12 protein-coding genes are annotated in these 13,090 nt (G+C 67.3%); 9 read left to right on the top strand and 3 right to left on the bottom strand.

What is annotated here, in order from left to right; all coding sequences use genetic code 11:
• The first annotated feature begins 52 nt into the window (after positions 1-52).
• The 9 genes from ABIA45_RS13135 (at position 53) to ABIA45_RS13095 (ending at position 9,503) form a co-directional block, all read left to right on the top strand.
• Complete coding sequence (locus ABIA45_RS13135; protein WP_404655666.1) at positions 53-2,344, top strand: xanthine dehydrogenase family protein molybdopterin-binding subunit; 2,292 nt, start codon at positions 53-55, stop codon at positions 2,342-2,344.
• A complete protein-coding gene (locus ABIA45_RS13130; protein WP_157287672.1) occupies positions 2,341-3,174 on the top strand; it encodes a xanthine dehydrogenase family protein subunit M in 834 nt (277 codons plus the stop codon). Before ABIA45_RS13135 ends, ABIA45_RS13130 begins: the two co-directional genes overlap by 4 nt.
• Positions 3,171-4,367, top strand: coding sequence for a 2Fe-2S iron-sulfur cluster-binding protein (locus tag ABIA45_RS13125; protein WP_404652302.1), 1,197 nt, complete (start codon positions 3,171-3,173; stop codon positions 4,365-4,367). Before ABIA45_RS13130 ends, ABIA45_RS13125 begins: the two co-directional genes overlap by 4 nt.
• A 76-nt stretch (positions 4,368-4,443) precedes the next feature.
• Positions 4,444-5,598 (top strand): ABC transporter substrate-binding protein, encoded by a 1,155-nt coding sequence (locus tag ABIA45_RS13120; RefSeq protein WP_036004998.1) that lies wholly within the window; start codon positions 4,444-4,446, stop codon positions 5,596-5,598.
• A gap of 185 nt (positions 5,599-5,783) precedes the next feature.
• Positions 5,784-6,656 carry a branched-chain amino acid ABC transporter permease gene (locus ABIA45_RS13115; protein ID WP_057029909.1) on the top strand — a complete coding sequence of 291 codons (873 nt, stop codon included), beginning with the start codon at positions 5,784-5,786 and terminating at the stop codon, positions 6,654-6,656.
• On the top strand, positions 6,653-7,699 hold the full coding sequence (locus ABIA45_RS13110) for a branched-chain amino acid ABC transporter permease (RefSeq protein WP_404541970.1): 1,047 nt from the start codon (positions 6,653-6,655) through the stop codon (positions 7,697-7,699). Before ABIA45_RS13115 ends, ABIA45_RS13110 begins: the two co-directional genes overlap by 4 nt.
• On the top strand, positions 7,699-8,481 hold the full coding sequence (locus ABIA45_RS13105) for an ABC transporter ATP-binding protein (RefSeq protein WP_404541968.1): 783 nt from the start codon (positions 7,699-7,701) through the stop codon (positions 8,479-8,481). The genes ABIA45_RS13110 and ABIA45_RS13105 overlap by 1 nt, the downstream gene beginning before the upstream one ends.
• Positions 8,474-9,178, top strand: coding sequence for an ABC transporter ATP-binding protein (locus tag ABIA45_RS13100; protein WP_271541001.1), 705 nt, complete (start codon positions 8,474-8,476; stop codon positions 9,176-9,178). Before ABIA45_RS13105 ends, ABIA45_RS13100 begins: the two co-directional genes overlap by 8 nt.
• Positions 9,171-9,503 (top strand): Rieske (2Fe-2S) protein, encoded by a 333-nt coding sequence (locus ABIA45_RS13095; RefSeq protein WP_271541000.1) that lies wholly within the window; start codon positions 9,171-9,173, stop codon positions 9,501-9,503. The genes ABIA45_RS13100 and ABIA45_RS13095 overlap by 8 nt, the downstream gene beginning before the upstream one ends.
• A 124-nt stretch (positions 9,504-9,627) precedes the next feature.
• Here ABIA45_RS13095 and ABIA45_RS13090 read toward each other — a convergent pair whose 3' ends face one another.
• Genes ABIA45_RS13090 through ABIA45_RS13080 form a run of 3 tightly spaced genes read right to left on the bottom strand, consistent with a single transcriptional unit; the run spans position 9,628 to position 13,065 of the window.
• Complete coding sequence (locus tag ABIA45_RS13090) at positions 9,628-10,488, bottom strand: alpha/beta hydrolase (RefSeq protein ID WP_271540998.1); 861 nt, start codon at positions 10,486-10,488, stop codon at positions 9,628-9,630.
• A gap of 17 nt (positions 10,489-10,505) precedes the next feature.
• Complete coding sequence (locus tag ABIA45_RS13085) at positions 10,506-11,876, bottom strand: amidase (protein WP_404652300.1); 1,371 nt, start codon at positions 11,874-11,876, stop codon at positions 10,506-10,508.
• Positions 11,857-13,065, bottom strand: a complete 1,209-nt coding sequence (locus ABIA45_RS13080) for an MFS transporter (RefSeq protein ID WP_271540994.1) — start codon at positions 13,063-13,065, stop codon at positions 11,857-11,859. Before ABIA45_RS13080 ends, ABIA45_RS13085 begins: the two co-directional genes overlap by 20 nt.
• Positions 13,066-13,090: the final 25 nt, after the last annotated feature.

Raw genomic sequence — 13,090 nt, 5'->3', positions numbered from 1 at the left:
GACGGGGCAGGGCGTTGGCGCGCGGCTGCCGCGCAAGGAAGACGATCGCCTGATGCGCGGCCGCGGCCAATATGTCGGAGACGTCAGGCTCGCCGGTCTTCAGGACGTCGCCTTCGTGCGCAGCCCGCTGGCGCATGCACGCATCCGCGGCATCAATGTGCCCGAACGCCATCGCGGCAGCGTGTTCACGGCGGCCGATCTCGTCGGCATCAAGCCGATCCGCGCGGTGTCGGGGCTGCCGGGCTTCAAGATCTCTGAGCAGCCAGTGCTGGCGACCGGCAAGGTGCGTCAGGTCGGTGAGCTCGTGGCGATGTGCCTCGCGCCGACCCGCGCCGAGGCCGAGGACATCGCGGCGGCCGTGACGCTCGATCTGGAGGAGCTGCCCGCAATCCATGACATGCTGAAGGCGCGCGAGCCCGGCTCGGCGCTGGTGCACGAACATTGGGGCGACAACGTCTTCCTGGAGACCAATTACGAGGTCGACATCTCCGCAGCGCTCGACGCGCCGATCAAGGTGACGCGCGAGATCTCGACGGCGCGGCAATGCATGTCGCCGCTGGAAGGCCGCGGCGTGGTCGCGACCTTCGACAAGAGGCTCGACCAGCTCACACTGCATTCGGCGGCGCAGATGCCGCACATCACGCGCAGCGGCCTCGCCGAATGCCTCGGCATGGAGGAGGGGCAGATCCGCGTGATCTCGCCCGACGTCGGCGGCGGTTTCGGTCACAAGGGTATCCTGTTGCCCGAAGAGGTCTGCCTGTCCTGGCTGACGATGCGCTGCGGCCATCCCGTGCGCTGGCTCGAAGACCGCCGCGAGCATCTCGTCGCCAGCTCCAATTGCCGCGAACATCATTACAAGATCACGGTCTATGCTGACCGTGACGGCACGCTGCGCGGCATCGACTGCGAAGCGACGGTCGATTCCGGCGCCTACTCGTCCTATCCGTTCTCGGCCTGCCTGGAGGCCGCGCAGGTCGCCAGCATCCTGCCCGGCCCCTACAAGATGCCGGCCTATCGCTGCCGCACCTTCTCGGTCGCCACCAACAAATGCCCGATCCTGCCCTATCGCGGCGTCGCGCGCACCGGCGTCTGCTTTGCGCTGGAATTGATGCTGGACGTCGTGGCGGCGGAAGCCGGCCTCGAGCCCGGCGAGGTGCGGCTGCGCAATCTGGTGCGCCCCGAGCAGATGCCGTTCGACAACATCACCAAGAAGCATTTCGACAGCGGCGATTATCCGGAAGCGATGCGCCGCGCGCTCGCGGCCATCGGCATCGACGCCATCCGCGCCAGGCAAAAGCAGGGCGAGGCCGACGGCCGCCGCATCGGCGTCGGCATCTCCATCTATTGCGAGCAGGCCGCGCACGGCACCTCGGTCTATTCCGGCTGGGGTATCCCGATGGTGCCGGGCCATGAGCAGGCCACGGCGCGCCTGACGCCGGACGGCGGCCTCGAACTGCGCGTCGGCGTGCACTCGCACGGGCAGGGCATGGAGACGACGCTCGCCCAGGTCGCACACGAAATCCTCGGTGTGGATGTCGCGAACATCCGGATCCTCCTCGGCGACACCGCGATGACGCCGTATTCGACCGGCACCTGGGGCTCGCGCTCGATGGTGATGGCGGGTGGTGCGGTCGCGACCGCCTGCCGCGAGCTCGGCGAACGTGCGCGCCGCATCGGTGCGAAGCTGTTGCAGCACGATCCGGCCTCCGTGGTGTTGCAGAACGGCGAGGTGCGCGGCGTCAACGGCAGCGTCAGCCTGAAGGCGATCGCCCACACTTGGTACCGCCGCCCGCAGGATTTGCCGCCAGACGTCGATCCGGGCGGGCTCGAGGTCACGCAAGGCTACAAGCCCGTGCGCGACAGCGGCACCTTCAGCTATGCCGCGCATGCAGCCGTGGTCGCGGTCGATCCTGATCTCGGCGAGGTGGAGATCCTCGACTATGTGATCGTCGAGGACGGCGGCGTGCTGGTCAATCCGCTCGTCGTCGACGGCCAGATCTATGGCGGCCTCGCGCAAGGCATCGGCACCGCGCTCTACGAGGAAATGCCGTTCGACGCCTCCGGCCAGCCGCTGGCAACGACGCTCGCGGATTACCTGCTGCCCGGCCCGACGGAGGTCCCGGCCGCGCGCCTCGACCACATGGAGACGCCGTCGCCCTATACGCAATTCGGGGTGAAAGGCATCGGCGAGGGCGGCGCCATCGCACCGCCCGCCGCGATCGCCAATGCCGTCAACGACGCGCTGCGCCCGCTCGGCGTCGAGCTGATGCAGTCGCCGATCACGCCGCATCGCATAGTCGCGGCTGTGCTGGCTGCGCGTGCGGCTGAGAGGAGCGCGGCATGAAACCGGCGCCCTTTGCTTACGAGCGCCCGCGCGATCTCGATGCGGCTCTGTCGATGCTGGCCGCAAGCGGCGGATCGGCGAAGATCATCGCCGGCGGCCAGTCGCTCGGCCCCATGCTCAATCTGCGCCTGGTGCAGCCGGAGCTGGTTATCGACATCTCCGGTCTTGCCGAGCTCAAGCGGGCAGAGGTCTCCGGCGACGAGCTGGTGCTGGGCGCCCTCGTCACCCATGCCGATGTCGAGGACGGCCGCACGGCCGACGTGACCCGCGGGGCGATGAGGGCCGTCGCCGCCAATATTGCGTACCGCGCGGTGCGCAACCGCGGCACCATCGGCGGCTCGCTCAGCCATGCCGATCCCGCCGCGGACTGGATTTCGGCGCTGGCGGCCCTGGGTGCGCGCGTGACATTGCGCAGTCTTGCCGGTGCGCGATCGATGGCGGTCGAAGCGTTTGTGGTCGGTGCGCTGGAATCTGCGTTGCATGCCGGCGAGATCGTCGAGGCGGTCCACGTGCCGGCGCGATCGGCGACGGCGCATTGGGGTTATGCCAAGAGCTGCCGCAAGACCGGCGAATTTGCCCACGCGATCGGTGCGGTGCTGGTCGATCCCGCCGCCGCCTCGGCGCGTATCGTCATCGGTGCAATCGACACGGCGCCGATCGTCGTCACGAATGCCGAGCTGTTCGGCGGGCGGATCGCCGCGGACTACAAGCAGCGTTTCGATGTTCGTGTCGCCGACGCGCTCCTCGCAAAAGCCGGCATCGACGATGCCGCGCAGCGCCACATCCATGTCAGCGTGCTGAAGCGCGCCGTTCTGGAGGCCGCGGCATGACCACAATCGCGCTTCAGGTCAATCGCCGCGCGGTGGAGCTGCCCGCCGAGCCGCGCACCAGCCTTGCCGATTTCGTCCGCGACAGGCTCGATCTCACCGGCACGCATCTCGGCTGCGAGCACGGGGTCTGCGGCGCCTGCACCGTGCTGCTCGACGGCGTGCCGGCGCGCTCCTGCATCACCTATGCGGCGGCCTGCGAGGGCGCCGATGTCACCACGATCGAAGGCCTCGACGAGGACGAGATCACGACCGAGCTGCGCGCTGCCTTCACCCGCGAGCATGCCCTGCAATGCGGCTATTGCACGCCCGGCATGCTGGTCTCGGCGCGCGACCTGGTGCTGCGTCTGCCCGACGCCGACGAGCGCCAGATTCGCATTGGCCTCAGCGGCAATCTCTGCCGCTGCACCGGCTATGTCGGCATTGTGCGCGCGGTGCAGTCCGTGATCGAGGCAAGGCGCGCGCGCAACGTCGCGCCGGTGGCGGATGGGGGCCGGACCATCCTTGGTCCTGCCGGCTCGGGGCGAGCGGCAACCGCCCGGAACGAGCTGCGGCCTGCGCGGCACGCGCCAGCTCCGGCACTGGAAAGTGCCACCCCAAGCAGCATCCCCGACTTCACGCCGGCAACAATACTCGATCAGCGCTTCACGTTGCCGTATCCGCCGGCAAAGGTGTTCGCGATGTTCGAGGACATTGCAAGCATCGCCGCCTGCCTCCCTGGCGTATCGCTGTCGTCGACGCCAAAGCCGGAGCGCGTCGAAGGATCGATCCGCGTCAGGCTCGGACCGATCGGAGCAAGCTTCGAGGGTGCCGCGCGCGTCGAGCGGGATCCCGCGACACTCTCGGGGCGCATCGTCGGCATCGGCACCGACCAGCGCAGCCATTCCGCGACGCAGGGCGAGATCCGTTACCGCCTGCTCCCGCTGGAAGGCGGCGCGGTGACCGCGGTCGAACTGTCGATCGGCTACACGCTCACGGGAATGCTGGCTCAGGTCGGTCGTCCCGGCCTCGTGCGAGACCTTGCAAAACGTCTCGTTGCGGAGTTTGCCGCCAATCTCGACCGCCACATGTCCGGCGCCTCGTCGGGGCAGGCAGCTCCGGCGGAGCTCAGCTTCTGGTCGATTGCATCGGACGTCTTGCGAGCCCGGCTCGCTCAAATATTTCGCCGCGCCTTCGGAAGAGGTGGCGCGGAATGATCGGCGCGCCGGCGCCGCGGAGTGACGAAGCCTGGACTGCCCTGACATCAACAGCGTGGGATTTGGAGAGACAAACATGACACGAACACTCGGACTGGTTCCGGCAATCGCGTTGGCGACGGCCTTGTTCGGCGGCGCCGCGGGGGCGCAGACCATCAAGATCGGCGTCAACGAGCCGCTCACCGGCGCGTTCGCGGCCTCAGGCACTTACGTCGTCAACGGGGCCAAGATCGCCGCCGACGAGATAAATGCCAAGGGCGGCATCCTCGGCAAGAAGATCGAGCTCGTCATCGAGGACAACAAGAGCAACCCGACGGAGGCCGCCGCCGTCGCCGAGAAGCTCATCACCAGCGACAAGGTGCCGGTCCTGATGGGCGCCTGGGGCTCGAGCCTGACACTCGCGGTGATGCCCAAGCTGATGGAATACGAGACACCGATGGTGGTGGAGACCTCATCCTCCGGCAAGATCACGACGACGGGCAATCCCTTCATCTTCCGCATCTCGCCGCCCTCGGCGATCGAGGCGGCCGCGTTCAAGAACATCGTCGACAAGCTCGCGCTGAAGAAGGTCGACTTCCTCGTCATCAACAACGACTGGGGTCGCGGCACCGCCGAGGACTTCAGCAAGATGATGAAGGAGAAGGGCATCGGCATCGGCCTGGTCGAGACCATGGATCAGGGCGCGCAGGACATGAGCGCGCAGCTGTCCAAGATCAAGAGCTCGGATTCCGAGACCGTCATCGTCACCACCGCGGTCGATCAGCTGACCCTGATCTTCAAGCAGGCCGCCGCCCTCGGCCTGAAGAAGCGCATCATCACCACCGGCGGCTCGCAGAACCCGGACCAGATCATCGCGCAAGCCGGTGCGGCCGCCAACGGCACCATGCATCTGACGACCTTCCTGCCCTGGTTCCCGGACAAGACGCCGAACCCGGAAGCCACCAACTATTTCATCGCGGAATGGAAGAAGCGCGGCTTCGACTTCGCGGGCTGCACCGAGAGTTTTCGCGGCTATGACGGCATCCGCACCGTCGCCGCCGCGATCGAGAAGGCCGGCAAGGCCGAGCCCGCCGCGATCAAGGCGGCGCTCTGGAACATCAACATCAAAGGGCTGAACGGCGACATCGTGTTCCGCAAGTCGGGCCCTGAGGGCAAGGAAAGCGGTCAGAGCCAGCCGAACGTCTATCTCATCGAGATCGCCGACGGCAAGATCGAGATGAAGACGCTCTAACGCGCGATGAGATCAGATTCGATGCAGCAACGAGGAGGTGCGCTCCCTCTCCCGCTTGCGGGAGAGGGTTGGGGAGAGGGTGTCTCCGCGGTGGGATTCCCCAAGAGGATAGAACCCTCACCCGGCGCTTCGCGCCGACCTCTCCCGCAAGCGGGAGAGGTAATGCAGAACATCCGGGAACAATCTTGAGCGAATTCCTCCAGCATCTGATCAACATGCTCGTGCTCGGCGGCACCTATGCGCTGCTGGGTATCGGGCTGACCTTGATCTTCGGCATCATGAACGTCGTGAACTTCACGCATGGCGTGCTCTACACGTTCGGCGCCTACATCATGTTCATCGTGGTGCAGCAGCTCGGGCTGAACTTCTTTCTCGCGCTGCCCGTGGCCGTGCTGGCCGGATGGCTGCTGGGTGCGGCCATTGAATTGACCTTGCTGCGTCCGCTGCGCGGCTCCGACATCGACACCACCATGCTGGTGATGATCGGCGCCTGGATCGCGATGCAGTCGGGCACGCTGTGGATCTGGGGCGGAGTCGCAAAAGCGGTGGCGACGCCATTCCCGGAGGCGCCGCTGGTGCTGGGGCCGGTCTCGGTTTCATGGCTGCGCCTGTTCGTGCTCGCCGCGGCGGCCATGTTGATCCTGGTGACGTATCTGCTCATTAACAAGACCAGCCTCGGCCGCGCGATGCGGGCGACCTTCCAGGATCACGACACGGCGTCCCTGATGGGCGTGAACGTCGACATGATCTACACCTCGACCTTCGCGATCGGCTCCAGCCTCGCCGCCGCCGCGGGCGCGCTGCTCGGGCCGGTCTACGTGATCTTTCCGCAGATGGGCGATCTCGCCGCGGTCAAGGCTTTCGCCATCGTCATCCTCGGCGGCCTCGGCAACATCACGGGCGCGGTGATCGGCGGCTTCATCCTGGCGCTGGCCGAGGAGCTCGGCGCCGGCTACGTCTCGTCAGGCTACCGCGATGCCATGGGCTTTCTCATCATCATCGCGGTGCTGATCTTCCGGCCGACAGGCCTGTTCGCGCGCGCGGAGCGCGTCGGATGAAGACGATCGTCACGATTCTCGCCGTTGCGGCGCTGGCCTCGGTGCCGCTCTGGCTGCGCGATCCCTATCTGCTCAACGCGCTGATCACGACCGGCATCTTCGTCATCGGCGCGATGAGCCTCAATCTGCTGCTCGGCTTCACCGGCCAGCTCAGCCTCGGTCATATCGCCTTTTTCGGCATCGGCGCCTATGTCAGCGCGCTGACTTCGCTCGGTTTCGACATCGGCCTGCCCGGAGGCTTTCGTCTTGTCCACGCACCATGGCCGCCGATCGTAGGCTTCGTGCTGGCGATCCTGATTGCAGGATTGTGCGGCTATTTCGTCGGTCTGTTGTCGTTCCGCGTCCGCGGCGCCTATTTCGTCATTGTGACGATCTCCTTTGCCGAGGTGGTCCGGCTGGTCGCGCTGAACTGGGTCGAGCTGACGCAGGGCCCGTTGGCGCTGACCAATATCCCGTCCATCGCGTTGCCCTTGCCCGGCTTTGGCGAGCTGACGCTGCGCACGAAATTCCACAACTATTATCTCGTCCTGGTCGTTGCGCTCATCGCCTATCTCCTGATCGCGCGCCTCGTTCATTCCCATTTCGGCCGCTCCATGCGTGGCCTGATGGAGAACGAAACGCTGGCCGTCTCGGTCGGCATCGACGTGACCAGGACGCTGACGATCGCTGCGGTGATCTCCGCCGCGATCGCCGGCGCGGCCGGGAGCCTCTATGCGCACTACATCCGGATCATCGATCCCGAAGTCTTCGCCTTCATCAACACCGTCACCATGGTGATCATGGTCATCAGCGGCGGCAAGGGCTCGCTGGCGGGTCCCGTGGTCGGCGGCCTGATCTTCGGCCTGCTGCCGGTGGCGCTACGTCCGGTGATGGCACCGGAAGCGCAGTGGATCGCCTATGGCGGCGTGCTGATCGCCATCCTATTCGTGTTGCCGCGCGGCATCGTGCCGTCGCTGGCGCAGCGGTTGACCCGGCGACGGCGCGGGACGACGGCGCTGGCACCGGTGACGCTCACTGAAACCGGCGCCAAGGAGCCGGCGTGATGACTGCGCGCAGCATCGCCATGACCATCGATCAGGTCGCGGTCCGCTTCGGCGGGCTGGTCGCGATCTCCGACATGAGCTTTGAGGTCGGCGAGGGCGAGATCGTCAGCCTGATCGGGCCGAACGGCGCCGGCAAGACCACCGCCTTCAACGTCATGACCGGTTTCCTGACGCCGAGCGCAGGCGGAGTGACCTATCGCAACACTGCACTCGGCGGATTGAAGCCGCATGAGATCGCCGATCTCGGCCTGATCCGCACCTTCCAGCGCACCAGCGTATTCCCGAACGACACCGTCTATGACAACCTCCTGATCGGCCTGCACCGGCAGGGCCGGGTCCGGCTGCTCGACGCCATCCTCGGCCTGCCAGGCGCGCGCGCCTCGGAGCGCAAGCTGCGGCAGCGCGCGAGCGAGCTGCTCGAATGGGTCGGGCTCGAACGCCGCGCCCACGATGCGGCTGGCTCGCTCTCCTACGGCGAGCAGCGCTTGGTCGGCGTCGCGCTGGCGCTGGCGGCCGAGCCGTCGATGCTGCTGCTCGACGAGCCCGTCTCCGGCATGAACGCCTCGGAGACGCACCGTTTCGTCGAGCTGATCCGCAGCATCCGCGACCGCGGCATCACGATTTTGCTGGTCGAGCACGACATGCCGATGGTGATGACCGTCTCGGACCGTATCGTGGTGCTCAACTATGGCCGCATCATCGCCGAAGGGACGCCGGATGTGATCCGCAACGATCCTGCTGTCATCGAAGCCTATCTTGGACATGGAGCAGGACGTGCTTGAGATCCGCGACATGGTCTGCGGCTACGGTGGCGTCACCGCGCTGCGCGGCATCTCGCTCGACGTGAAGGCCGGCCAGCTGGTCGCCCTGATTGGCGCCAACGGAGCCGGCAAGAGCACGACGCTGCGTGCGATTTCCGGCCTGGTGCCGCCGCGCTCGGGCCAGATGAAGTTCGAGGGCATCGACATCACCGGTGCGAGGCCGCCGCGCGTGCTGGCGAGCGGCATCGCCCATTGCCCGGAAGGGCGGCGCGTGTTTCCGCATATGAGCGTCGAGGAAAATCTCGACATGGGGGCTTACCTCCGTCGCGGTTCGGGTGAGATCGCGGCCGACCGCGATCGCATCTACTCGGAATTCCCGCGGCTCGCCGAGCGGCGCAGGCAGGCCGCGGGCACGCTGTCGGGCGGCGAGCAGCAGATGCTCGCGATCGGCCGCGCGCTGATGTCGCGGCCGCGCCTGATCATGTTCGACGAGCCCTCGCTCGGGCTCGCCCCCAATATCGTCGAGCGCACCTTTGCGATCATCCGCGGCATTCGCGATGCCGGCACCACGGTGCTGCTGGTCGAGCAGAACGCCTTCGCCGCGCTCGAGATGTGCGACCACGCCTATCTGCTCGAGAACGGCCGCATCGTGCTATCGGGCGCCGGCAGCGAGCTGATCGCGAACGAGCACGTGCGCAAGGCCTATCTCGGTGGGTGACGACGCCGGATGGATTGACGTCTGCGATCTCGACCGGCTGAAGGCGGAGACCGTCGTCCGCGTCGCCGGGCGCGACCTGCTCGTGATCTGGAACGAGGGCAACGTCGTCGCCTGCGAACGTGCATGCCCGCACGAGCAGGCGGATCTGGCCTTGGGGCAGGTGACGGCCGGGCGCCTCAATTGTCCCCGCCATGCGGCATCATTCGATTTGCGCGATGGCGAAATCAGTGCGGGATGGCCGAGCCGGCCGCTGCGGCTTTATCCGGCGCGGATCATGGACGAGCGAATCTGGATTGAGCTGCAGGAGCGGCAGCCTGGGCGATGATGCCATCATGCCCCTGTTTTGCCCGACGAGTCAAAGCGGCGGCGGCGGTGTCGATCGGCCCTCAAACAGTTCGCCTTTGCAAACAACGACATCGCTACTGTGCATGGGGTTGTTTTTCGCACTTTTAGTCTAGCAGCCGCCGCGCGGCCTCCACCAGGACTCCGTCCGGACGGCGCAAAGCCTCGAGAATGGTGAAATGGTCGGCGCCTTCGACCGAGATGAGCTTGCCCGGCGCTCCCGCCGCCACGCGCCTGTCGTAGAGATTGATCGAATCGCAGACGAGCGCCGGCAGCTCGCTGCTGCCATAGGCGATGTCGAGGCGCTTCCGGGTGACGGGCAAGCGCAGTGGCGACAGCGTGGCGATCTCCTCGTCCGTCAGCTTCAGAGCGTCGTTCAGCCCCGTATCGCGGATCGGCGCGAGATCGTAGACGCCCGAGAGCGCGAGCCCCGCATGGACGCGCGGATGATCCAGCGCCATTGCGACGAGATGGGCGCCGGCGGACCAGCCCGACAGCACGACCGGCCCGGCAACGCCGTAGGACGCGCCGTGCGCCGCGAGCCAGTCGAGCGCGCGCGGGATCTCGGCGACGATCTCGCTGAGGGACACCTCGGGCGCCAGCGAATAGCCGGGGATCGCAACCGACCAGCCATGCGCGGCGACGCCTTCGACCAGCATGGCGAACAGCTCGCGCGAATTGCGCTGCCAGTAGCCGCCATGCAGGAACACCAGGCAAGGCGCATCAGGCTTCGCGGCCGGGTAGAGGTCGATCTTGTTGTTGGCCCGCTCGCCATAGGGCAAGTCGAGATGCGACTTGAGCGTGCCCCGCAGGCGGCTTGAGGCCTCGTTGCGCTCGGCGATCAGGGCCGGGCTGTTCTTGACCGCCGTGTTGTTGTCATAGGCCGCGCTGCGCTCCGCCCGGGACAGTTCGGACCAGCGGTCGCGGGGATCGAGCGGCCGAATTGTCGAATAAGCGTTCTCAACCATGGGAGTCTCCGTTTGCGTCAGGCACTGCGCAAGATCGCTTCGATCTCTTGCGCTGCTGCGAGCAGCGAGCGGTCTTGCCCGCGCGCCGCGATGATCTGAAGGCCGAAGGGAAGCCCGCGCCGATCCGTTCCGCACGGAATCGAGATCGCCGGCAGGCGGGCATGATTGACGAACGGCGTGAACACCGCGTGGGCCCGCGGGCTTGCGGGCTTTCCGCCGATCATATCAGGGCCAAGCTGCGTCAACGGCCAGGCGACGCAGGGGACGGTCGGCGCCAGCAGCACGTCAATTTCGGTGAAGAAGGCGGCGAAGGCGTTGGCGATCGCGGTGCTCGCAAGCAGCGCTGCAGCGACCTCCGCACCCGACCAGGAGAGACCTCGCTCGATCTGCTTGGCAACGTCAGGATCGAAGACAGTCTGATCCTTGCGAAAGCTATCGCCATGGAGCGCCGCGAGGCCCGCATGCTGCAGCGGCAAGATCGCATCCTCCGTGGCGCCTGCCGGCCAGATGGGATCGCGTCGTGTAATGTTCAAACCTGCTGCGGAAAGCCGGTCGACCGCGGCGGCGAGGCCACTCGCGACGACGTCGTCGATCGCGACGCCGAGACCAAGGCGCGGCGAGAACGCGATGCGCTGGCTGCCGATCTCTCTGGCCTGCTGCGCAACGACGGCAGACTCCGGATCGCGCGGATCGGCGCCGACCATGGCTTCAAACGCCAGCGCGATATCGGCCGCGTCCGATGCGATCGGCGCGATGACGGAGAGGCCGAAGAACGGTTCGGCGAAACCTGGCCCATAGGGGATCGCGCCATAGGACGGCTTGAAGCCGGCGACCCCGACATGCGCCGGCGGCCTGCGGCTGGAGCCGCCCGCATCGGTACCGATCGCGAGCGGCACCAGGCCGGCCGCAACCGCTGCGGCCGGGCCCCCGGATGAGCCGCCGGGCGTCAAAGCGGGATCGAGCGGATGCCGCGTCGGCCCATATAGCTGCGAGGTCGTCACGCCCTTGCAGGCGAACTCGGAGGTCGCGCCGATGCCGACGACGACGGCGCCGGCCTTGCGCAGCCGCTCGACCGCGACGGCATCGCGCGGCGCGATGAAATCAGCGAACAGGCGCGAGCCCTGCGTCACGCGCCAGCCGCCGACCCAGATGTTGTCCTTAGCGATCACGGGAACACCGGCGAGCGGCATGATCTCGCCCAGACGCAGGCGGTCATCGATCGCCGCCGCATCCGCCAGTGTGCGTGCAGGATCGATCGTGACGACCGCGTTCAAGGCCTTGGCGGCCTCGATGCGGCCGAGCGCGGCTTTCGCGGTCTCGACGGCATTGGTCCGCCGGGCGCTGACCTTGGCAGCGATCTCGCGCGCGCTATTTGTTCGCGTTATCATGGCCTCCCCACATCAATGCCAATGTGCCGCCAAGGGCAAGGCACGCCAGGGCGAAGAAGGCCATGCCGAGGCTGGCCACGCCATCGAGGATCGACACCAGCGCGGGCGCGGCAAGGAGACCGGCATAGGATGCGGTCAGCACCGCGCCGGTGGTCTCGCCGATCCGATCCTGCGGGGCGAGGCGGGCGATCTCGGCGACGAAGACGCCGTTCCAGCCCGACGCCGTCAGGCCGAATAATGCGGCGATGATGAATTGTCCGCTGCGGCCGAGCGAAGCGCCGTTCAGGCCGAGCAGCGCGGCGCAGAAGGCCATGCCGAGGCCGATGACGACGAGGACGGCGCGCGAGGCATCGAGCCGCATGGCGACATAGCCCCAGCCGAGACGGCCGACGAGGCCGCCGGCTTGCGCGCAGGCGAGCGCCATGCCGGCTTCGATATGGCTGAGGCCGAGCTCGCGCGTGCCGAGCGTGACGAAGACCGTGTTGAGCGACACCTGCATCGCGCTGAACGGCATCGAGGCCAGCGCCAGCATCGCGATCCGCCGGTCCGCGATCACCAGCGCCAGTCGCGCGCGGAGATCGAGCTTCGGCGGGGGGGCGACCTTGCCGGCATAGGCCGGCCGCAACCGTTCGAACAGCGCGATCGCCAGTAGCGCCAAGGCAGCAACGGCGGCATAGCACCAGACCGGCCCGAACGCGATGGCGATCGCGGGCAGGGCCAGCGAGCCGCAGACCGCGCCGATCTGGTTACCGGTCTGGCGCACCGAGAACACGAAGGCGCGCCGCTCGGCGGTCACGAGGCGCGCCAGCAGCGCCGCGCTCGCCGGCGTCTCCGGCCCCATGGCCAGGCCGATGCAGAGGCCCGCTGCCAGCAGCGCGGCGCTCGTTCCGAGCGAAGCCAGGGCCATGCCGACGACGATGGCCGCCGCGCACAGGCTCGCGATCCGCAGCGAGCCCAGGCGCGCGATGAAGCCGCCGCCCCAGAACGAGGCGGGGATGCCGACCGCGAACACCGCGGCGGAGAACATCGAGAGCTGCCAGACCTCGATATGGGCGCGCGGGGCGACCACGCCGGGCGCGAACAAGGCCAGCGCGACCAGGGCCTGAAGCCCGGTCATCGCGCCCAGGGCCGGCAACAAGGCCGGCAGCAGCGCGGGCGCTGGCCGAGCGGCCGTGTTTCCGTCTACCATGGCAACGTGCTCATGGGAGGAACAT

The sequence above is a fragment of the Bradyrhizobium sp. USDA 336 genome, assembly GCF_044908355.1.
Lineage (GTDB): Bacteria > Pseudomonadota > Alphaproteobacteria > Rhizobiales > Xanthobacteraceae > Bradyrhizobium > Bradyrhizobium yuanmingense.
This window is presented reverse-complemented; position numbering and strand designations above follow the sequence as displayed.

Coding starts and splice junctions, on each gene's coding strand:
- ABIA45_RS13105 (WP_404541968.1), top strand. CDS start 7,699: ATGACTGCGCGCAGCATCGCCATGACCATCGATCAGGTCGCGGTCCGC.
- ABIA45_RS13125 (WP_404652302.1), top strand. CDS start 3,171: ATGACCACAATCGCGCTTCAGGTCAATCGCCGCGCGGTGGAGCTGCCC.
- ABIA45_RS13080 (WP_271540994.1), bottom strand. CDS start 13,065: ATGGTAGACGGAAACACGGCCGCTCGGCCAGCGCCCGCGCTGCTGCCG.
- ABIA45_RS13090 (WP_271540998.1), bottom strand. CDS start 10,488: ATGGTTGAGAACGCTTATTCGACAATTCGGCCGCTCGATCCCCGCGAC.
- ABIA45_RS13130 (WP_157287672.1), top strand. CDS start 2,341: ATGAAACCGGCGCCCTTTGCTTACGAGCGCCCGCGCGATCTCGATGCG.
- ABIA45_RS13110 (WP_404541970.1), top strand. CDS start 6,653: ATGAAGACGATCGTCACGATTCTCGCCGTTGCGGCGCTGGCCTCGGTG.
- ABIA45_RS13135 (WP_404655666.1), top strand. CDS start 53: ATGCGCGGCCGCGGCCAATATGTCGGAGACGTCAGGCTCGCCGGTCTT.
- ABIA45_RS13120 (WP_036004998.1), top strand. CDS start 4,444: ATGACACGAACACTCGGACTGGTTCCGGCAATCGCGTTGGCGACGGCC.
- ABIA45_RS13085 (WP_404652300.1), bottom strand. CDS start 11,876: ATGATAACGCGAACAAATAGCGCGCGCGAGATCGCTGCCAAGGTCAGC.